General features: G+C 50.0%; 18 protein-coding genes. 3 read left to right on the plus strand and 15 right to left on the minus strand.

Annotated features, from left to right (window positions below; all coding sequences use genetic code 11):
• Positions 1-203 precede the first annotated feature (203 nt).
• A complete protein-coding gene (locus QZT18_RS18575) occupies positions 204-1,553 on the minus strand; it encodes an amidohydrolase (protein WP_294150286.1) in 1,350 nt (449 codons plus the stop codon).
• A 27-nt stretch (positions 1,554-1,580) separates the two neighbouring features.
• Positions 1,581-2,972 carry a YfcC family protein gene (locus QZT18_RS18580; protein ID WP_294150287.1) on the minus strand — a complete coding sequence of 464 codons (1,392 nt, stop codon included), beginning with the start codon at positions 2,970-2,972 and terminating at the stop codon, positions 1,581-1,583.
• A 336-nt stretch (positions 2,973-3,308) separates the two neighbouring features.
• Here QZT18_RS18580 and QZT18_RS18585 point away from each other — a divergent pair, with 336 nt between their 5' ends.
• Both QZT18_RS18585 and QZT18_RS18590 read left to right on the plus strand, forming a co-directional pair.
• Positions 3,309-3,740 (plus strand): MarR family winged helix-turn-helix transcriptional regulator, encoded by a 432-nt coding sequence (locus QZT18_RS18585; protein WP_294150289.1) that lies wholly within the window; start codon positions 3,309-3,311, stop codon positions 3,738-3,740.
• Positions 3,740-5,083 carry an MATE family efflux transporter gene (locus tag QZT18_RS18590; protein ID WP_294150290.1) on the plus strand — a complete coding sequence of 448 codons (1,344 nt, stop codon included), beginning with the start codon at positions 3,740-3,742 and terminating at the stop codon, positions 5,081-5,083. Before QZT18_RS18585 ends, QZT18_RS18590 begins: the two co-directional genes overlap by 1 nt.
• Positions 5,084-5,218: 135 nt before the next feature.
• Here QZT18_RS18590 and QZT18_RS18595 read toward each other — a convergent pair whose 3' ends face one another.
• The 12 genes from QZT18_RS18595 to metA all read right to left on the minus strand — a co-directional run bounded on the left by QZT18_RS18595 (position 5,219) and on the right by metA (position 18,137).
• Positions 5,219-6,274 (minus strand): zinc-binding dehydrogenase, encoded by a 1,056-nt coding sequence (locus QZT18_RS18595; RefSeq protein WP_294150292.1) that lies wholly within the window; start codon positions 6,272-6,274, stop codon positions 5,219-5,221.
• Between the two features lie 51 nt (positions 6,275-6,325).
• Positions 6,326-7,159 (minus strand): class I fructose-bisphosphate aldolase, encoded by an 834-nt coding sequence (locus QZT18_RS18600; protein ID WP_294150294.1) that lies wholly within the window; start codon positions 7,157-7,159, stop codon positions 6,326-6,328.
• Positions 7,160-7,174: 15 nt separating this feature from the next.
• Positions 7,175-8,203, minus strand: coding sequence for a 5-dehydro-2-deoxygluconokinase (gene iolC, locus QZT18_RS18605; RefSeq protein WP_294150296.1), 1,029 nt, complete (start codon positions 8,201-8,203; stop codon positions 7,175-7,177).
• Between the two features lie 58 nt (positions 8,204-8,261).
• Positions 8,262-9,536, minus strand: coding sequence for a TRAP transporter large permease (locus QZT18_RS18610; protein WP_294150298.1), 1,275 nt, complete (start codon positions 9,534-9,536; stop codon positions 8,262-8,264).
• On the minus strand, positions 9,533-10,126 hold the full coding sequence (locus tag QZT18_RS18615; RefSeq protein WP_294150301.1) for a TRAP transporter small permease: 594 nt from the start codon (positions 10,124-10,126) through the stop codon (positions 9,533-9,535). Before QZT18_RS18615 ends, QZT18_RS18610 begins: the two co-directional genes overlap by 4 nt.
• Positions 10,127-10,163: 37 nt before the next feature.
• Positions 10,164-11,264, minus strand: a complete 1,101-nt coding sequence (locus QZT18_RS18620; RefSeq protein ID WP_294150303.1) for a sialic acid TRAP transporter substrate-binding protein SiaP — start codon at positions 11,262-11,264, stop codon at positions 10,164-10,166.
• A gap of 443 nt (positions 11,265-11,707) precedes the next feature.
• Entirely contained in the window at positions 11,708-12,070 is a 363-nt protein-coding gene (locus tag QZT18_RS18625) for a VOC family protein (RefSeq protein WP_294150305.1), read from the minus strand.
• 40 nt (positions 12,071-12,110) lie between these two features.
• Complete coding sequence (locus QZT18_RS18630; RefSeq protein WP_294150307.1) at positions 12,111-12,896, minus strand: DeoR/GlpR family DNA-binding transcription regulator; 786 nt, start codon at positions 12,894-12,896, stop codon at positions 12,111-12,113.
• A gap of 129 nt (positions 12,897-13,025) precedes the next feature.
• Positions 13,026-14,366 carry a hypothetical protein gene (locus tag QZT18_RS18635; protein WP_294150309.1) on the minus strand — a complete coding sequence of 447 codons (1,341 nt, stop codon included), beginning with the start codon at positions 14,364-14,366 and terminating at the stop codon, positions 13,026-13,028.
• A gap of 455 nt (positions 14,367-14,821) precedes the next feature.
• Complete coding sequence (locus tag QZT18_RS18640; RefSeq protein ID WP_294150311.1) at positions 14,822-15,982, minus strand: aldo/keto reductase; 1,161 nt, start codon at positions 15,980-15,982, stop codon at positions 14,822-14,824.
• Positions 15,983-16,306: 324 nt separating this feature from the next.
• Positions 16,307-16,873: a hypothetical protein gene (locus tag QZT18_RS18645; protein ID WP_294150313.1), complete on the minus strand. Its 567-nt coding sequence runs from the start codon at positions 16,871-16,873 to the stop codon at positions 16,307-16,309.
• Positions 16,874-17,219: 346 nt separating this feature from the next.
• Entirely contained in the window at positions 17,220-18,137 is a 918-nt protein-coding gene (gene metA, locus QZT18_RS18650) for a homoserine O-succinyltransferase (RefSeq protein ID WP_294150315.1), read from the minus strand.
• A 173-nt stretch (positions 18,138-18,310) separates the two neighbouring features.
• Here metA and QZT18_RS18655 point away from each other — a divergent pair, with 173 nt between their 5' ends.
• On the plus strand, positions 18,311-19,489 hold the full coding sequence (locus QZT18_RS18655) for a ferritin family protein (protein ID WP_294150317.1): 1,179 nt from the start codon (positions 18,311-18,313) through the stop codon (positions 19,487-19,489).
• Between the two features lie 110 nt (positions 19,490-19,599).
• Here QZT18_RS18655 and ligA read toward each other — a convergent pair whose 3' ends face one another.
• The gene (gene ligA / locus QZT18_RS18660; protein WP_366925923.1) at positions 19,600-21,588 is read right to left on the minus strand and encodes an NAD-dependent DNA ligase LigA; all 1,989 of its coding nucleotides are present in this window, start codon (positions 21,586-21,588) and stop codon (positions 19,600-19,602) included.
• Positions 21,589-21,594: the final 6 nt, after the last annotated feature.

Consider the following 21,594-nt stretch of genomic DNA (forward strand, 5'->3'; position numbering starts at 1 on the left):
TGCCGGACAGGATTTCCACCTGTTAAATATCACACCCTTTTCTGGGCGCACTAGTGTCCGTTATGTACTCCAAAGAGCGCAAGCGTTTCCCGCAGGAACTTTTTCTCCCGGATTCCCCACCCGCGACAACCTCCAAACCGGGACTGAAGACTCACAACCTCCCCTCACCATCCCGAACCCCGGCCGTTCCGGCGGCGTTCTCATTATTCAACTTTTCTTTTATGTTCTTCCCAGGCCTTCTGGAGCAGTTCCGGTTTTTCGAATAGATGGAGCGCTGTGAGAGCCAGTACTTTTGCGGCTGTTATCATCCCCTTTTCTCCGATGGAGCACCCGGTCTGGGAGACCATCTGCCAACTGTGTCCCGGTGTTCCCGCCGCACAGCAGGCCGTGTAAAGCTGCACGGTGGGAACAAGATAACTCACATCCCCCACATCGGTGCTCACCGGAAGACAGCCGCCGGTTCCCTCATAGGAAACGAGGTTTCCGGCGATTGGTTCCTGCCACCTTTCTTTTCTGTCTTTCACGTCCCGGGCGTTCTCTGAGAAAGTCTGACGGAGACGGGCGGCAAGGTCCCTCTCCTCTTCCGTATAGACGGGAAGTTCCACTTTCTGAAGCTGTTCCCAGGCAATCCGGTTCAGGCAGTCATTGGGGATATAATCGCTGTAACTGTTTCCGTCTTCCATCTCCACTTCCGTATCCGTCATCATCGCCGCTCCGCGGGCCGCACGGAACAGTCTGTCTTTCAGTTCCTCCGCCTGCTCCCTCTTAGGCGCCCTCACCTCATAGGCGGCCGATGCCCTGGCCGGAATCACATTGGGGGCCGTCCCTCCCGCGTCGGTAATGGCATAGTGGATTCTGGCCTCAGGAATGATGTGTTCCCTCATAAAATTAGAGGCAATGTTTAAGAGTTCCAGGGCATCCAGCGCACTCCGCCCCATATGAGGGCAGGATGAGGCATGGGCGGACTTACCGGTAAAATGGAAACTCATGCACAGATCCGCCAGGGATCCCCTCCCCTCAATTCCGTTAAAATCCATCGGATGCCAGGTCAGCGCAGCATCCAGTCCCAGAAAGCAGCCCGCTTTTGCCATGTGGACTTTTCCGCAACCCTCCTCCTCACCCGGACAGCCATAATATCTGACCGTCCCCATAAGGCCATGTTCCTCCATATATTCCTTTACCGCAACAGCCGCAGCCAAAGAACCGCAGCCGAGAAGATTATGTCCGCAGCCATGGCCGTTCCCGTTTTCTTTTTCCGGCTCCTTAGCGGCAATTCCGGCTTTCTGCGACAGCCCTTCCAGGGCGTCAAATTCTCCCAGAAAGCCGATGACGGGACTGCCTTCCCCGAAGCTCCCCACAAACGCGGTCTGGATTCCGGCGAGATTCTTCTCCACGCGGAAACCATTTTCCTTAAGAACCCGGCAGAGTATGGAAGCAGAACGCACCTCCTCCATCCCGGTCTCCGCATAATTCCATATTTCCCTGCTGAGTCCTGTAAACTCTTCTTCCCGCCTTTTCGTGAAACCGTTTATCCACCGGAGTTTCTGTTCCATTATTTTTCACCTTTCCCTGTGTTCTCTCTATATTCCAATCGCCACCGCAATGGTCAGCATAACAGCCTGCAGTACAAACATCATTCCAAAGAGCTTTGCCACAAACTTCAGCCAGCGGTCCATTCCAATTCCCATGACGCCGCAGGTAATTGCCACGGCCGTCGGCCAGAACACGTTGGAGAATGCGTCGCCGAACTGGAATGCCATAATGGCTATGTAACGGCTCAGGCCCACAAGATCCGCGAGCGGGGCCATAATCGGTATCATTACAACCGCCTGTCCGGTTCCGGACGGGATAAACATATTTACAATATTCTGCACCGCCAGCATGCCGAAAGCAGACAGGCCGCGCGGCAGGCTCTGCACCAGATTTGCCATCCATAAGACGACCGTGTCGATAATTCCTCCCTGTGTCAGAATCACCTCAATCGAGCGGGCAAATCCAATCATCAGCACGGCAAAAATCATCCCTTTGGAGGATTCAATAAAAGCCTCCGCCAGTTCCGTCAAATCCATCCTGTTGACAAAGCCGGTAATGATCATAAATCCAAGGAACAGCGCGGCCAGCTCCGTCAGGTAGAAACCGTACTTTGTCACTCCGACGGCCAGCGCGGCAATCAGAATTCCAAAGAGAGCCAGCGTTACCTTCTGCCGCCCGGAAAACGGGAGCGCCACCATCTCCTCCCGCGACATGGAAACCGCGTCTTCCTTCACTCCGTACAGAACACTCTTCTTCGGATCTTTTTTAATTTTTTCGGCATAGTGCATCAGGTAGAGGGTCGTACAGGCCGTAAAAACAACGAGCGTCACACAGCGGAAAACCGTCAGCATCGGAGTTGTAATCGGCACTCCCGCAATACCGCTGGCAATGCCGACGTTAAACGGATTAAAAATAGCCCCGGCGCAGCCCGTCACCGTACCCAGCTCCACAATTCCGGCTCCCACCACCCTGTCATATCCCAGAGAGAGCGCGATTGCCACAAACAGAGGGATAAATCCCCAGGCCTCCTCATGCATTCCGAATGTCGCCCCGCCAACCGCAAAAAGGCAGGTGAAAATAGGAATCAGCAGATAATCCTTATCCTTCATCTTCCTGAGAATCGTTCCCACGAGCGCATTGAGCGTTCCGCTCTTCATCAGAATCCCCACATAGCCACAGGCAAAGAGGAGGAAAAAGCTGATATCGGCCGAAGCGACAAACCCTTCATAGATACATTCCAAAAGCCTCCACGGCCCCACCGGGTTCGCAGGAATCCTCCCGTAGCTGCCGGGAATTACAAGCGCTCTTCCCAGCGCCTCATCCATCTCCCTCTTAAACGCCCCGGAAGGAAGAATCCATGTCAAAACTGCACTTACCACAATGATGAAAAATATAATGATATAAGGATGTGGTATTTTCATTGCTTTCTTTTCTTTCATTTTTGTACCCCCGTTTTATTTTAGTATACTTTTAGTACAGTACCTTATATTAAATATGCTACCACACCGCCTGAGCAAAGTCAACGGAAGATATACCGGTAATATTCACAAAAAAACTGCTGCATTTTTATGCAACAGTTCTTAAAGTTTTCCTCACCTCCCAGCAAAACCAGCCCCCAGTGTGCCGGTGGCTGAATTTCATTGCTACAGTACTTCAATATCTAAAATTTTCCTAAAATTAACTCTTTCCCTTGACTCTTTCCTTCCATTTGGTTATATTATTAACCATATTTAATTATCTTTAGTTAACTATCTTTCAAAGACAGGAGTGTAATTATGAATTTAAGAAGCAGCCTCAACCGCCTCTATTACAATATGACAATCCATGATATCCGTTTTATCAACCGTTCCGTAACCGGAAACCTGTCATACAACAGCGTCATGTATCTGGATGTCATCGATTTTCAGGAGAACTGCACCGTCAGTTCCCTGGCCGAGACGCTCAGGATATCGAAACCGGCCGTCACAAAGAAGGTAAATGAGCTGATTGAACTGGGATTTGTAGTCAAGACACAGTGTGAAACAGATCGGCGTATTCATTACCTGAGCGTCAGTGATGCAATCCGTAAAAATTCGGAGCTCTATGACCGCCCTTACGAGCGCGCCCTCCGCACAATTGAAAAAGAATTTGATAAAGAGCATTTGGATATTCTCTGCCGTATCCTCGATACGTACAGTGAAGAAGTGATGAAAGAGGGTGGGGAATAATGGAACATAAAATGTTTGCCACTCTCTCTCCCCTGAAGCTGTTCTTCCGATGCGCCCTTCCAAGTATGGCGGGAATGGCGGTTTCATCCCTGTACATGGTGGCCGACGGTATTTTTGTCGGCAAATTTATCGGCGCCGGAGCGCTGGCCGCAATCAACCTTGTCATGCCTGTCATTATGATCAGTTTTGCATTGGCCGACATGGTGGCCGTCGGCTCTTCCGTCCAGATTTCCATCCGTCTCGGACAGGGAAAAGAGAAAGAGGCCTGCAGCGTTTTCAGCTTCAGCGCCCTCTTTATCGTCGCTATCTCCTGCCTGGTAGGCCTGGCCGGATATTTTGGCGGCGCCTGGGCAGTCAGGCTCATGGGAGCCGGAGCCGATGTCCTGGACGCCGCCGTCGAATACATGCGCGTATATGCTGTTTTCGCCCCTTTTATCATGATTTTCTTTGCCCTTGACAATTACCTAAGGGTCTGCGGGAAGACAATTTACAGTATGGGGATGAATATTTTTATCGCTCTCTCCAACCTGTTCCTCGACTGGCTTTTTATTGTGCATTTCCGGATGGGAGTATCCTCGGCTGCGCTGGCATCCTGTATCAGCCTGACAATCGGAACGTTAATCGGGCTGCTGCCGTTTTTTGGCAGGAAACTTGTTCTGCGCTTTGTCACTCCCCGCATCCCGTGGCACATACTGAGAAATATCATCGGCAACGGCAGTTCGGAATTCTTTTCTAATATTTCCGCCTCCGTCTTCATGGTCATTATGAACACGGTGCTGCTTAAATTGTCCGGTTCGATGGCGGTCGCCGCTTTTTCGATTGTCATGTACATTGACTCCTTTGTCAGCTCCATGCTCTTTGGTATGGTGGATGCGCTGCAGCCCGCCATCAGCTACAATTACGGCGCAGATAAATACGGCCGGATGTTCGGCCTGGAAAAGGTCCTGATGACGGCCGGAGCGGTTATCTCCATTTCCGCCATGTTATTTATGCTTACGGGAGGCCATCTCATCATCCCGTTCTTTATGGAGGGAAACCAGCCGGAACTGCTTGCCATGTCTTCCCGGGCAATGCGGCTTTTCTCCTTCTCCTATCTGGTAAACTGGATCGGGACGGCGGCAAGTTCCTTCTTTACGGCAATGAACCGGCCGGTTATCTCACTGGCCATCTCATCCGGGCAGACCTTTATCTTCCCGCTGGCCTCCCTTTTAGTCCTCCCCGCATTTCTGGGGATTGACGGCGTCTGGCTGACGTCACTGTCGGCGGAAATTATGACCGCTCTTCTTGCGGTGTCCTTCATGATGTGGTTCCGAAAAAAGCTGGCTCTAAAAATACCGGACTGAAAATACGATACCGGAAATGCCGTACTGTAAATCCGGTACTGTAAATCCCATACTGTAAATCCCATACTGTAAATCCCATACTGTAAATGCCGCAGGCGTTCCTGTTTCTTAACTGCCCGCGGCACTTACAACGGATTACCGTTCTGTCTGCTCACCCATATAAATAATCATCTTCATTACCTTCTCCGGGTTCCGGTCCGCAAACTCAAGAGCCTCCGGATACCGGCTGAAGGGATATCTCTGGCTCACGGTTTGGGAAATCTCAATTTTCCCTTCATAGAGAAGACGGATGGCCGTCTCAAAATCCTCCCGGACATACATCATATGCCCCAGCAGATTAATCTCCCTCCTCTGGATCAGAGGAATTTCAAAGTCCACCGGCTCTTTATAATTTCCCGTCAGGATAATATCGGAATCCGGTCTGGCCGCAAGAAGGATTTGTTTAAAAACTGCCGGAACTGCGGCGCAGTCTATGATAACGTCAGCTTTCCTGACCCCGAAACACTGCTCCACCGCAGCCTTCAGCTCCACGCTTTCCGTATTGGCCGTATCATCCGCTCCACATATTTTTGCATAGCAAAGGCGTTCCTCATTCCGGTCCGCCGCTAGTACCCGCTTTGCTCCTGCGGCTTTCGCGGCCTGTATCACAAGATTCCCAATGGTTCCCGCACCGACGACAAGCACATTTCCCCCCTGTATTCTCCCGCTTCTTCCGACGCATCCCACCGCTACCGCCAGCGGTTCGGCCAGCGCCGCTTTCTCCGGTTCCATATCGGAAGGTACGTGATGAAGGAACTTCTCCTCCACCGCATAGTACTCGCGGTTGCATCCGTCCACATGCACTCCCATCACTTTTAAATTCTCGCAGACATTAAAGCGTCCGGTCAGGCACGGGTAACAGGAACCGCACATAATCTGAGGCTCCACGGTGACCTTGTCCCCCTCTTTAAACTGCCTGACGCAAGCCCCCGTTTTTACCGCAACGGCCGCCATTTCATGCCCCATCACAACAGGCATTGTAACCGCCTTATGCTTTCCGTGATAAATCTGCATATCACTGCCGCACACGCCAAAGCACAGAATTTTCAGCAAAACCTGTGTTTCGGTTATCTCCGGTATAGATTCCTCTTCCATCACAATCCTGCAGGGCTCGTACACCCTTGCTGTTTTCATCATTTTATTTTTGGACACGTTCTCCTCCCCACATGATTCTCTAATACCGCCCCCGGCCATCAAAACCGCTTATTCCAAATGGCATCCGGCTGCGTCCTCGGCCACTTCCATCGCCATGTCCACGGATGCTTTGCCGTGCACAATCGCCCTGAGGCCCCTGAGGACTGCGGCGGGACAGCGGCTCTGCCAGATATTTCTTCCGTAAGTGATTCCTGCCGCCCCGGCATCCATCCCCTGTTTCGTCATCTCAAAACACTCGCGTGTCGTACGGCACAGAGGACCTCCCGAGATTACGACTTTGGCGGGTTCCCCCGTCCTTACTATCTCCTCGAATGTCTTTCCTGAACCGGTCCAGAATGTCTTAATTATATCAACCCCCAATTCCAGCGAAACACGGACGGCATATTTGACGTTTTCCACGCTGTGGCGCTCCGAATCCGGTATTAAACCGCCGCTTGGATAACTGTGGGTTACCGTGGGCATCCCGAATTTTTCCGCTGTCCTGATAAAAGAGGCCGCCCTCTCTATCTCCTGCCCCTCGTATTTACTGCACAGTGTCAGCCCCAGCGCAATGGCATCGGCTCCCAGTGTGACCGCCTCCTCCACCTGCGCAATTCCGGTCTCCTCCGGCGAAAGGAAACGCGTCGCATTGGTGCATTTGAGAATCAGCGGGACCTCGCCCGCAAAGCGTTCCATATGGCGGAGCGCTATCCCCTTATGTAAGGTCAGCGAATCCGGTTTTTCCTCCACCAATGATTTTAAAAGCCCGTCCATGTCCTCTATTCCGTTTATGGGACCGCATCCGAGTCCGTGATTGATGGCAACCATCAGAGCCTTACCGTCTCCGCCGAAAATACGTTTCATCCTGGTTGTCTTTCCGACACCTGTAAATGTTGGATTCATAACTTCTCCTTCTTTCTATTCCTGATTCCAGCCGTCCCACTGTTCAATCCGCCCCTCATTGTACGCCTCCATATAGCTTTGAAGCCTGGCTTTGTCAGGCATCGAATCGGAGCAGCTCTTGCCCGATATGGTTATGGAAGCTGCCGCCGCCGCAAACTTAAGAGCCTCCGGTATTGTCCCGCCTTCTATCAGTTTTGCAATCAATGTCCCGCAAAATGAATCGCCGGCTCCCAGCGTTTTGTAGACATGAGCAGGCATAACGGCTCCCTGATAGACGTCTCCGTCCTGAGTATAGGCTGCCGCTCCGTCCTCGCCCCGCTTCATGCACACCATCCTTACGCCCCGTCCCAGATAGGTTTCCGCAGAAATCCTGTCGTCCTTATTTCCCGGATTCACAATTTTTTCCAGAATGTCGAATTCTTCCCTGGTGGACACGATAATGTCCGCCAGCCCGGCCGCCATATGGTAATAGAGCGAAGTTTCCTCCTCCGAATACCATCCCTCGCGCCTGTAATCGGGATCAAACACAACCGTCACATTATTCCTCTTTGCGTATTCTACGGCCAGCAGCACGGCCTCCCGCGCCGGACTGGCGCACAGTGACGAACCCGAAACGAGCAGGACTTTAAACTGGCTGATAAAGCTCTCTTTCACCGCATCCATCTTAAGATGGAGATCCGCCGGATCCTGCCTGTAGAAAAAGTACTCAATTTTTCCTTTTTCCCTCTGCTCCGCAACAGCCAGGCTCTGCCGGATATTCTGCTCCTGTTCCACCGTCATCCCGGACGTGTCTATGCCCTCCTGTTCCAGGTAGTATTTTACATAGGAGCCGAATTTATCGCCTGAAATATTTCCGATAAAGGCCGTGTCCAGCCCCATTTTTGCCGCCTGCACAGCCGTATTGGTTGGGGAACCTCCCACATGTTTTGTAAATGAAACCACTTTTTCCATCGGGGCAAACTGTTCCGGATACAGGTCCACTCCTGAACGGCCGATGGCGACAAGATCTCTCGGCTTACTCCTGTCAAATAAAATTCTATCCACTCTTTTTCTCCTCCTCTATACCGCACGTCTTATTTACGCTTGACACCCTCTCCCCGCTTTATTGAAAAAACAGAGACGGCAGCGTCATCGAGATACCCGGAACAAATGTTATCACCAAAAGCAGCGCAGATAAGATCAGGATAAACGGCAGCATACACTTCACAATCTTCTCCATCGGCACATCGGACATGCCGACCAGCACATAAAGAACCATCCCCACCGGAGGCGTCAGAAGCCCAATCATCAGATTCAGAATCATGATAATCCCGAAATGGATCGGATCCACTCCATAGGATACCGCAATGGGAAGAAGCACCGGGGCCAGAATCGGAATCGCCGCCGAATTGTCCATAAATGTGCCGACAATCAGCAGAAGCACATTGATTACAATGAGTGCCAGGGCTTTGCTCGTCACAAAGCCGGTAAATGCCGCAGCCATCACTTCCGGGAATTTGGCATAGGTAAGCACCCAGGAAAATAACGCCGACGCCGATACAATCGTCATCACGCTGACCGTTGTCCTGGCCGTATCCATCAGAACCCCGGGGATTTCCCGAATTCCGATGGAGCGGTAGGCAAAACCCAGTATCAGACTGTAAACCACCGTTGCGCTCGCCGTCTCGGTAGGTGTAAATATGCCGGAAAATGTACCAGCAAGGATAATTACAGGGGTCATCAGAGGGAAAAACGCCCGCTTGAACGCCCTCCATTTTTCACCTGCGGAGGCCTTTTTATCTTTTACATAATTGCGTTTTCTGCATGTCATATATACTAAAAAGCACATCGTGCACGCCATCAGAAGTCCGGGTACGACGCCCGCCACAAACAGCCTGCCCACCGATACCTCTGCCGACACGGCAAATATGATGGCCGGGATGCTGGGCGGGATGATAGGGCCGATAATCGACGACGCCCCAGTCACGGCGAGACTGAAATCCTCATCATAGCCATGCTGCTTCATCGCCTGCACTTCCACGGCCCCCAGGCCTCCGGCGTCTGCGATGGCGGAACCCGACATTCCGGCAAAAATGACGCTGGCCGCCACATTGGCGTACCCCAGCCCGCCGGTCAGATGTCCCAGCATCTTCTGTGCAAAGTAGAAAATACGGTCCGTGATCCCCGAACTGTTCATCACCGCCCCGGCCAGTACAAACAGCGGAACCGCCAGCAGCGAAAACGAGTCTACGCCCGCGATCAGACGCTGGGGAATCACATTGAGCGGAATCCCATTTGTATACAGAAACACGAGGGAAGGGATAAACATGCAGTACACAATCGGAATATTCAACAGGATCATGATGAAAAATAGAAGCATAAACAATCCAATGGTCATTCCTCTCCCCTCCTCTCTGCATTGTGCGTCTCCGTGTCATACCTGTCCATGTCCCGCTTTTCCGTGTTATACTTGTCCATGTTCCGCTTCTCCATGTTATACTTGTCCATGTTCCGCTTCTCCATGTCATGTTTTATTTTCATGACGAATGATACCGCGGTCTGAAGCAGGAGGCTCAAAACGCCGATCAGAACGGACACCGCCAGAAGCCCCATCGGCATCCGCATGGCCGTAGACCGGATCCGGCTCTGTGCCTCCAGGTATTTCATAATCGGCGGGAGGCAGAACAGATATGATGCAAGCACAATTAAATCCGTTATGTATTCCATCCCCCTCTGTATGCTCTGCGGAAGCCGCGACGTTACAAGGGAAACCGAAATATTGTTTTTCGTTCTGACGTTATATCCGAGTCCCAGCATTACGGTCCACACAAACATATATCTTGCGCACTCCTCACTCCATATGAGGGGACTGTTCAGAACATATCTGAAAAACACCTGGACAATCAGGAGGATGCAGACAATCGCCATTGTGACGGCCATTAACATCTGATCCAGGTTTCCCACTATTTTTTTCACCTTTCCCATCATCTGTTTCCACTCCTCATTCAAGTATTAAGCGGCTGCATTAATACGCTACGTTCTGGAGTTCTCCGTAAATTCCCTCTCCCCATTCCTGTTCGAACTCCTGAATCACGGCCTTTGCCTTTTCCCTGAAAGCATCTTTATCCGCCTCACAAAGCTCCATTCCCTGGGCAAGCAGTTCCTTGAGCAGTGCTTCCTCCTGGCCGACGCTCTCCTCACTCAGCTTCACACAGTACTCTTCCACCGTTTCTGTAAGCAGACCGCGCAGATCTTCCGGAAGAGACTGATAGAAATCTTCATTGATGCACGGGTTGATCATCTGGACTACATGCCCCGTATTGCTCAGGTACTTCTGGACTTCAAAGAACTTCGCGGTGGAAATCTGAACCAGAGGGTTCTCCTGTCCATCCACAACATTCTGCTGAAGCGCAAGATAAACCTCGCTGTATGCCATCGGCGTCGGGTTCGCTCCGAATGCCTTAAATTCCGCAATGCTGATCGGCTGATCCGGCACTCTTATCTTGAGGCCCTTTAAATCATCCGGAACCGTTACTTTCTTCTTGGACGTCGTGATAAAACGGCTGCCCAGATACAAACTGCCCAAAGGCCGTACCCCTATTGTCTTTGCAGAATCTTCCCAAATCCCCCTGCATACTTCGCTTCTGGAAATCGCCTGCATATGGTCGTTGTTCTGAATCAGATACGGAGCGTCAAATACAAGAAGCGGCGCATACAGGTTGCCCACCTGGCCGGGCCCCAGACAGGCCAGGGTCACGGTTCCCATGGAAACTCCATCCGTCAAATCCTTTTCACTTCCCAATGTACAGTTATGGTAATTCTTTACGACAAAGCGGCCCCCTGATTTCTCTTCCAGCTCTTTTGCCATCTCATCCATTCCCTTGGCAAAAAAATGTTCCGGCGCCCATACGGTTCCCAGCGTAATCTCATACACCGTTCCATCATCCGCAGCCTCCTTCTTCTCCGTCTCTGCTGCCAACGAACCGGCTTTTTCCGTGCTTTCCCCCGCGCCCTCGCTTTGAGCCGCGCTCTGTGCCGGCTGACTGTTCCCGGAACCTCCGCACCCGACCGTCGTCCCTGCCAATGCCATCATTACAAGAATCGATGCCAAACCCATTTTTTTCATTTTGTAACCTCCTTCTTTAGTTACCCCGTTAGTAAGATTGTAATTTAATGCTATCACATTATGGTTAAGTTTTCAATATATATTTATCAACTTTTAGTTATTTTATGGTTATTATTTTAATCATATTATCATTTTTCACTTTTATATTACCAGTAATTACCATTTTATTTCCAATACGGTAAGAATAGGCCCGTCAATGCCTGCTCCGTGGAAACCTTCGGAGTTTTTTTATATCGTTGGAGAGCTTTTATAGCATCGGAGGGCTTTTATAGCATTGGAGGGCCCATGATATAAAAAAAGACCCACACCGTCTCACCGGCGCAGGCCTCAAATTCTTCAAACTGTTTATTTAATTATATCCAAACCTCTCTGGCTATGCCTTCAGGCAGACCGTTTTTGATTTCTTTTCGCAGAACCACATTTCGGGCTGCAACGGCTCTTTCTTATTTCTGCTCAATAATTTCAAGGCTCACGCCATCCGGATCCTGAATAAAGAAAAACCGGGTAGAAGGATTCGGCTGGAAAGGTCCGCTGACAATTTCCACGCCATGCTCCTTCATCTGCTCCATTGCCCGGTCCAGGTTTTCCACGGAAAGTCCCAGGGAAGGTCCCCCGGCACATCCCGTATGTTCCGCATTCTTATCGCAAATCAGCTCAATCTCCGCCGGGCCGTCCGCCAGAAACGCAATTTCTGTCTGTGGACCGCCGGGAAACCGGCGCGCCAGCTTCATACCAATCACCGTCTCGTAAAACCGGATGGAATCCTCCAGGTTTTTCACATGAATTGTTGCAAAAATAAACTTCATTCTATCGTCCCTCCCTGTATTATCACACGCAGCAACCGGTTCACTCCACCTGCTGCCGTTTCACTTCAATAATCCGGCTGCCGTTCTCTCTCATAGCACGGGAAATATCCTCCGGCGGAGCGGCGTCCGTAATCAGGCAGTCAATGTCCTCCAGTCTGCAGAAACTCTTAATCGTCACGCTGCCGAACTTTGTCTTGTCCACAAGGAGATACCTCTCCTTGGCCCATTCCACGGCAGTAGACTTATAAGCCGTCTCCGACAAAATAGAATTCATCGCGCCGAATTCAACCGTCACGCCGGTAGCGGACAAAAACGCTTTTTTAAAATTAAAATTCCTCAGCATTCTGGCCGTCTGGTCATCAATCCCGGTAAATGCCATAATATCGCGATCCAGAATTCCCGAAAATACAATTACCTTCAGATTGTTTAAAGGAATCGCTTTCATAATAAAATCCAGGTTATTCGTCACCACCGTGACATTCTTTTTATCATGAAGATAGTCCACAATGCGCCCCGTCGTGGAGCCGGAATCCACAAAAACACTGTCCCCGTCCTCGATAAACTCCGCCGCCCTCCGGGCAATCTGCGCTTTTGCATCCGATTCAAGAGCCATCCTTGCATCATAGCTGCTCTCCTGCAGGGAGGTTGAAACGGAACTCACCCCTCCGTATACCTTCTTAAGCGCTCCTGCCTTCACCAGACCGTCCACATCTCTTCTGACCGTATTCTTGGAAATACCGAATCTTTCACAGAGTTCGTCGAGTGAAACACTCCCGTTATCCGCCACATATTTCTTAATCTCTTCGATACGTTTTTCTCTGACCATACAATATACCGAATCCCTTCTGCAAAGTTAACAAATACTTTACCAAAATGATACCACTAACTTGAGCATTTTACAACAGGTTTTTATTAAGGGGGAGTTGGCTGGGAAGTGAGGTGTTGCCGCGGCCTGTCATATATATTCGATTTTAATTTTGTAAAGATTCAGCGGTCTTCCCTTATTTCCGATTCTTTTTTGTCCTATCTTTTCCGCATAACCGGCTTCGGTTAGAGCGGTCAGTACTCTGGTGGCGATGCGCAGTGAAAAGTCCTGTACCCTGACAAGGTCCGTGGCCGTAAATTCATCCGACTGTTCGGTCTGCATTGCCGCTATCACCCGGTATACGGTCTCTGATGACAGATGGGATTGGTTCGCAATGTTTTCAACATAAGAGGCCGGAATTCCCGGAGCAGGTTTTTCCACTGTGCTCTTCAGGGGCAGAGAATGGACTTCCTCTTTTTCATCTATATAGATACATGTATCCTGGCCGAGGCGGCTTCCGTAATCTCTGGCCTGCATAGCGTGGAGCCTGGCCCTGCCCAGCTCATCTCCGGAGCCGATGCTCACAAAGCCGCAGAATCCCGCTTTCTCCTCCAGATATCCCGGCAGATCGAAGTTTGTAAACTGCTCCGTCATCTTCTGTACCTGCTCTGTATTCAGGTATAATTCCACATCGGTAAAGTCATCCTTCATAACCGGCTCCGCCCGGTACATCCTGCAATATTCCAGGATGCTGCCCTTTAACGCCAGCATCTCCAGCTCCTGGTTGGAATTTTTCTTATTTCTCCACCGGATGATATCGGGACTGATACGGATAACGGCGGAAATATTGCGGCGCATCTTTTCCAGCCTGATATTTTTACCGCACAGTTCCAGCGTCTGAATCATCGAATTTCTGCTGGGATAGGAGTAATAGCACTTCACGTTTTCCCGCCCGAGCGCCTCCACGACACTGTGGAAATAGGTGATGACAAAGTCCAGCTTCCCCTCCCTGCACTGCCTTAAATATTTCTCAACCAGCCGGTTCTCCACCGCCTCCAGTTCCTGCTCCGAAAGACCCACAAAGGAATTTTCAAACTCGGAAACCATCTCCGGCAGGCGGTCCTGCTCCAGCACCGTCTGCAGCATTTTCCCGTCGTCCAGGTAATCAAGGCCAATCCCTGCCGGATCGGTCCCTTCCCGCTTCAGTATCTGCTCCAGAAGAATCCTGTATGTGTTTTCCAGATTACCGCCAAAATACGCCTTGACGGAGTAGGGCGGCACGTCAATATCGCGCAGTGCATTAAGCGGCACCGCGCCGCTGGTGATAAACCCGTCGTATTGGTCTTTATTATCCAGAAAGATTTTTTGAAGTTCTTTCAGCGTATCATAAGTAAAATAGGTCAGACTGCAGTCATTCTGCTCATTCCCCAGCTCGTCCCGGCAATATGAGGCAAAGTGTTCCTGCAGCAGCAACGCAATTTTCTGATTCATAAATTCTGGTGAGAGCCTATGGCATACGCGGTATTTAAAAGTATGCTCCTCCTTCGGCCCTCTTCTCCCTTCCGGCAGCATTCCTGCACATCGTCATAGAACTTGCCATTTCTAAAAGCTCCTGCGATTTTCGTATACATATAGTATAGCATCCATATAACCGATAGACAATACCCCGGCGTCTCTCCCCCTTATTCCCTCGGAATAAATGAAAAAAACAGTGCATAAGCTTTTTATTTGCAAAATGCTTATACTTAAATGAATCAGGTCCATAATATATATATAACAGTATCTATTTTAACCGGTATCGTTATCTCTGAGTATTATGAAAGGAACATAAATCTATGTTGTTGGGTATTGTCTGTTTTCTGGCCGGTCTTTTATCCGGCTGTATTCTGACCTGTCTGATCGTTGCCGGCAAGAACAAGGGCTGATTTTCCTCTCCGGCCGGTCCGTCACAGTTCTCCCCAGTTGGAAGGCCGGTTCCCATTAATCTGCTCCGCCAGCTTCTGTACCGTAGCCAGATTGTCCGTGATCGGTATGGACTGTGGACACCGCTCCATGCATTTGCCGCATTTAACGCAGTTGACGGCTCTTTCCTCCGGCTTCAGCTTGGAGTAGGCATTGTAAAACTGAAAATTGTCGCGGCCGGCCAGATACTGGTTGTAAGCGGCAAAGATTTTAGGGATGTTTACCTGTTTGGGACATTCCCGGCAATAGGCACAGCCGGTGCATGGGATCAATTTATTTTTCATGAAACTCTCCACCGCCTGCCCGACGGCCTGCTGCTCTCTTCTGTCAAACGGCTTCACTCCGGTCACGGCAGCCGCATTATCGTCAATAATATCTTCCGACTCCATCCCGCTTAAGACACAGAGCACACCCGGTTTTGAGGCGGCAAACCGGATCGCCCATGAACCGGCGGACGCCTCCGGATGAACCTCCTTCAGAAATTTTGCCGCTGATTCCGGCAGAGATATCAGCGCTCCCCCGCGGCTGGGTTCCATTACGACGCAGGGAAGTCCGTGGGATACCAGAATTTCGTACTGGCCCTTCGCATCCTGCATCTCCCAATCCAGATAATTCAGCTGGATCTGGGCAAAATCCCACCGGTGGTCCGTCACTATTTGTTCCAAAAGCACGGGCGTATCGTGAAATGAAAAACCGAGATGCCTGATTTTCCCCTCTGCCTGGAATTGTTTCAATTTATCAAATACATGGAACTTCTCACAGATTGCATACTTAAGCCGATCGAGGGAATGTACCAGATAGAAATCAAAATATTCCGTCCTGCACCGCTCCAACTGTTCGTGAAAATAACGCTCCGTGTCTCCTTCTTCCTGAATCAGCCAAATCGGCAGCTTATCCGCCAGATAGTAGGTATCCCTCTGATATTTACCCAATGCCCGTGTCAGAACCTCCTCCGAACGGCCGCCATGATAGGAATAAGCCGTATCAAAATACGTAATTCCCCGGCTGACTGCATGATCGACAAGAGCCTGCACACCTTCCTCTATTACCCTGTCCGGCTGATCATCCAGAACAGGAAACCTCATTCCCCCCAGACCCAGAAGAGATACCTTTTCCGGGATCGTTTCAAATCTTCTGTACTCCATTTTTCCCCTCTCCTTTATATGATTCTTATATGATTTAAAATCATAATCACCTGCTCCATCCGGGGCAGAACTGCAAAAATCTTCAAACTGCACAGAGCGCCAACAGTGCGGAACAGCAAACTGCAAAAAACAGATTTTGAACAGCAAAAAGCTCCGGTAAACCACAGATAACAAGTCTGACTTTATTATCTATGATTTGCCGGAGCTTTTCAATACATCCTTCCGATTTTAGGGCTTCATCTTCCATAACACAGGAAGCCCTGTGACAGAGCCACCGGAATTCGCACGAGAATCCACCGCAAAAATCATCTGTACTATCACTATTTATTGAACATTTGACACATCTGCATTCATATCAATCATTCCCTTTGCCATGGCAGTCAATTCCTCCTGCGTAACCAACTTATTGATATCCATCAGGGAATAAAAAATATCCTGATCAAACCACGCCAGATAATTGGCATACTGATTATTGAAATATAACTCTGTTTCACCATACTTTGTGACTACGGAGTTTTCCGGTACGGACCGTCCCGATTTGAGTTCGGATGAAAGGCTGACCGATTTCCCGGTGGTTGAATTTACGTATTTATAGCCGATTCCTTTCGTTTGGTTGATCAGGTTTCCGTTGGAATCCTGATCATACGACTCAGTTATAGACCCGGAGGAAAACTTAAAGTCACCGGCAAGCGTAGCAGGGCTCTTTGGCACAAAACCGACATCTCTTTGTAACGTTTCGGCATCAGGAATCTGGGAATAATTTGCCGCGTCGGGGCCTGCAACCGACGAAACACTCGTTTTAACCCCCGCCCCTGTGGCCGCGTAGCAGGGAATCGTATTCATTAGTAACACACCTGCGGCTAACAGCATTACGATTTTTTTTAACTTCATATTCTCTCTCCTTTTCAAACATGTTTCAAGTTAAATTGATTCGGCGGCTATAACCGGCCTTGCTTTTCTATCCCGCCTTTTTGTCCCGGATTCTAAGGCCAATCCTGTTCTAATTTCTATTTTAGCAGAGACTTCTCTAAAAAAACTGGAAAAACCGGATTTTTTTACCAGCCGGGTACGCGTCTTGCCTGCTGTGCGCGGACAGCAAAAATATGCTGGTTCCTTCACCTGCGGCGGGCCGCTTTAACGGCATAGTTTACAAAACCTCACCATGGAACAAAAAAGGTATCACAAGCCGTTTGGGACCTGTAATACCTTTTATACTTATGTTGTGATTAAAATATTTTTATTCCTCATCCTCCAGCAGATACGGCGTAACCTGATATACATAATAGTTCAGCCAGTTGCTGTACAGTGTATTGGACATATTTCTCCAATTCAGCACAGGAGGAGAGAACGGATCATTATTTTCATAATAATTGCACGGAACCTCCGGGTTCAGATCCTTGTTCAGATCCCTGTGATACTCGTTATTCAGTGTCATCCTGTCGTATTCGGGATGGCCCTGCATAAATATCTGTTTTCCGTCCCGGCTCATCACGAGGAACACGCCTGCTTCTTCAGACTTTGCCAGGATTACAAGCTCACTTTGTTTTGCAATATCCTCCTCCCGCACTTCCGTATGGCGGGAATGAGGGCAGTAAAAATAGTCGTCGAGACTCCTCACAAGCGGCACCTTGCGATCCAGGACCCTGTGACGGTATACGCCGGAAAGTTTGCTCTTTCGCTGGTATTTCGGGACGCCGTAATGGTAATACAGTCCGGCCTGGGCTCCCCAGCAGATATGTAGTGTGGACGTCACATGGGTCTTGCTCCACTCCATGATCTTGGTAAGCTCTTCCCAGTAATTGATCTCCTCGTACTCCATATTCTCGACAGGAGCGCCGGTGATAATCATTCCATCGTATTTCTTCCTTTTAATCTCATCAAAGGTAATATAAAATTTATTTAAATGGCTTGCAGATGTATTCTTTGACGTATGGGAGGCCAGCATCAAAAAGGTGCAGTCCACCTGAAGCGGTGTATTGGACAGGGCTCGCAGGAGCTGGGTTTCCGTGTCCTCCTTAACGGGCATCAGATTCAGGATCAGGATTTCCAGGGGACGGATATCCTGGGTCATGGCTCTCTCCTCATCCATCACAAATATATTCTCAGATTCCAGGATCACTTTAGCCGGAAGATCCTTTTGAATTTTAATCGGCATAAACAGCCACCTCTTTCTCAAAAAAGTCGTTTCTGTACATCATTTTACTGCAGTTTAGCTGAAGACTGTACCTCAGCTTTCTGGTGTTTTGTATCATATCATATTTTAAACATAATTGCCAGTCCGCCTCATAAAATAGATAGAGAACAGGACAAAAAAGGACTGAATCTATCATGAACGAACCATTTTCTGAGAAGAGCGCAAGGCAGGTGATCCAGCAGTCGGGCCAGTTTATCTGCCCGCCGCAGCCTGATACCCTGGTCAGCGCCCAGTCAGTTTTCCCACAGAACAGATTTCCAAACAACCAGAATCCCTATCAGACAAACTACCAGACCAATTATCAGATGAACCGCGCGGGCCGGGCAATTCCTCCGCAGGCACAGCGAACAGAGGAGCGGCAGTCAAATCCTGCGGCAGATGCACCGGGTTCAGGGCAGTCTCCCCATCAGGCAACCCCAGTAACGGCGGAGACGGTCCAGAATGCCAGGAACCAGAATGTCAAAAAGCAGGAAAGCAATACACCGCTCCCCCTTCAGGCTGAAAATATCCGCTGTGAAGCCCCATCTGCCGAAAATGTCAAAACGGCAAACTGCAGGCTGGAAAATTCCAGGACAGAAAACAGCAGGGCAGAAAATTGCAGAGTGGAGAACAGCAGAACGGAAAATTGCAGGCCGGAAAGCAAGGCCTGTGAGGAGACGGAACCTGAGAACACCGTCTGCCAGCAGAATTTTTCACCATCAAACTTACAACGGTGGCAGCAGAACGGACAGGATAAAATGTGTGAAGCCGCCGCCCAGCCATTACAAAGCTGCGATGTTGCCTACCAGGCCGCAACGCCGTATCCTCCCGTTAAAATTTCCGGGCAGAATTCCCACTATGCGGCCGCCATGCTCGACAATATGGCCGGGCAGAATTCGGAGATGTCCGCCGTTGGATTGTATTTCTATGCACATCTGGTGACGACAGGATATAAAGATGTGGCCGAGGCATTCCTCCGCATAAGCATGGTGGAGATGCACCACCTGAATCTGTTCGGCGAGCTGGCGATGCAGCTTGGTGATAATCCGCGCCTCTGGTGCCGTCAGCCCCGGAGCGGGAGATACCTTTACTGGAACCCGGCCTGCCTGAAGTATCCGCACATACAGCCGCCGGCTCCCGGCTGCCGCATTCCGGAGTCCAATGTCCGCACAATCCTGGCCCAGGCCATCGAGGGAGAACAGGCGGCCATTCACAAATACATGCAGCAGACGTCCTGGATTCAGGATGTAGGAATCTGTGATATCCTGAGAAGAATTTCCGCGGATGAGCAGATGCATTTGGAAATTTTCAGCCGGCTGTATCATCAGATATAGAATGTGACTCAGGAAAATACATATTTTCAATAAACAGTTTCAGAAATTTCTGCGCCTCCATTGCAAAAGTGGATGATCCCGGGAGTCTTTTCCCGGAATCATCCACTTTTTTATTCTTCGCCGCCTGCCATTGCAACAAACTCTTCCTCCGAAATAATCGGTATTCCAAGCTCCTTCGCTTTCTTATTCTTCGATGAATTGGACGTCGTATCGTTATTAATCAGGTAATTCGTCTTTGCGGTCACGCTGCCGGTCACCTTTCCGCCCTGCTGCTCAATCAGCTCCTGTATCTCCTTGCGGTTCTTAAAATGCTCCACCGAGCCGGTAATGACGAACGTCATTCCTTCAAACACAGCCTCTCCGCTCTCTTCTTCCGCCGTTTCCTCGATGGTCAGTTCGCTCAGCAGATGATCCACAATTTCATTGTTCTTCTCACTGCCAAAGAAACTGATCCAGGCATCCGCCAGCACGTCTCCGATTCCGTCGATCGCTACGAGCTCTTCTTTTTCCGCATTTCTCATAGCGGTGAAATCATTTTTAAATGTCCGGCAGATCATCTTTGCCCCCGCAAGGCCGATTCCCGTAATTCCCAGGCCGTAAATCACGCGCGGCAGCGTAGTCTCCGCCGCCTTTTTGACGGAAGCAATCAGGTTGTCGTAAGATTTCTGGCCGAAGCCCTCCATTACCACGATCTCCTGCTCATAGCGGTCCAGGTGGAAAATATCGGCGTATTCATGGATAAAACCCACGCCAATCAGCTTTTCCAGCGTTGCCTCGGAAAGTCCGCCTATATTCAGCGCATCACGGCTGACAAACAGGGTAAAGCTCTTTATTTTTTTTGCCTGACATTCCGGATTGGTACAGTAGAGAGATTTAACATCATTTATCTGCTTAATCTCCGTATCCGCGCCGCAGACCGGGCAGTGCTCCGGAATATCCCTGACGCCGCTCTTTGTCAGGTTGTCCGCTATCTGCGGGATAATCATATTGGCCTTGTAGACGGTAATCCTGTCTCCGGCGCCCAGCTCCAGGGCCTCCATGATGCTGATGTTATGGACACTGGCGCGGCTGACCGTCGTCCCCTCCAGCTCAACCGGCTCAAACACGGCTACCGGGTTGATTAACCCCGTCCTGGAAGCGCTCCATTCAATATAGGAGAGTGTTGTCTCCTGTATCTCATCCATCCATTTAAATGCAATCGAGTCTCTGGGGAATTTGGCCGTCCTGCCCAGGGACTGGCCGTAATCGATATCATCGTAAAGCAGCACCAGGCCGTCGGACGGGACATCATTGCCGGAAACAGCCTCCGAAAATTCCCGGACCGTATCCTCCAGCGTTTCTCCGGTTACTTCCCTGTAATCCACCACCTCAAATCCCTGGGAACGCAGCCACTCAAACTGTTCTTTTCTGGAATTTTTAAAGTCCGCGCCTTCCGCCTTTACAAGGCTGAATGCATAGAAACGGACGTTTCTGTGAGCCGTTATTTCATTATTGAGCTGGCGTACCGAACCGCTGCACAGGTTTCTCGGGTTCTTGTATTTTGCGTCTACATCCTCTATCTGGGCATTGATTTTCTCAAAATCCGAGTAACGTATAACCGCCTCTCCCCTCAGGATCATCTGGCCGGTAAAGCTTATGTTTAAAGGAACATTGGCAAAAACCTTCGCATTGTTGGTGATAACTTCCCCGATCTCGCCGTTGCCCCGCGTTACCGCTTTGACAAGAGTGCCTCCATCATAGGTAAGCACAATCGTGAGGCCGTCCATCTTCCAGGAAAGGAGCCCTTTCTGTTCTCCCAGCCACTCCTTCAGATCTTCCACGCTTTTTGTCTTGTTCAGGGAAAGCATTGGTTTCTCATGACGTTCTTTCGGCAGGGAGCCGACCACTTCATAGCCGACATTCTGGGTCGGGCTGTTTGCAAACCGGATTCCCGTCTCCTGCTCCAGGGATACCAGTTCGTCATAGAGCTTGTCATATTCAAAATTGCTCATGATTTCCCGGCTCTCCTGGTAATAGGCGCGCCCCGCCTCCGAAAGAATCTCTACCAGTTCACGGATTCTTGCTGTCTTATGTTCAATTGATGATGTCTGCTCTGCCATATATTA

Origin of the sequence: uncultured Clostridium sp., assembly GCF_900547735.1 — a bacterium.
Classification (GTDB): domain Bacteria; phylum Bacillota; class Clostridia; order Lachnospirales; family Lachnospiraceae; genus Otoolea.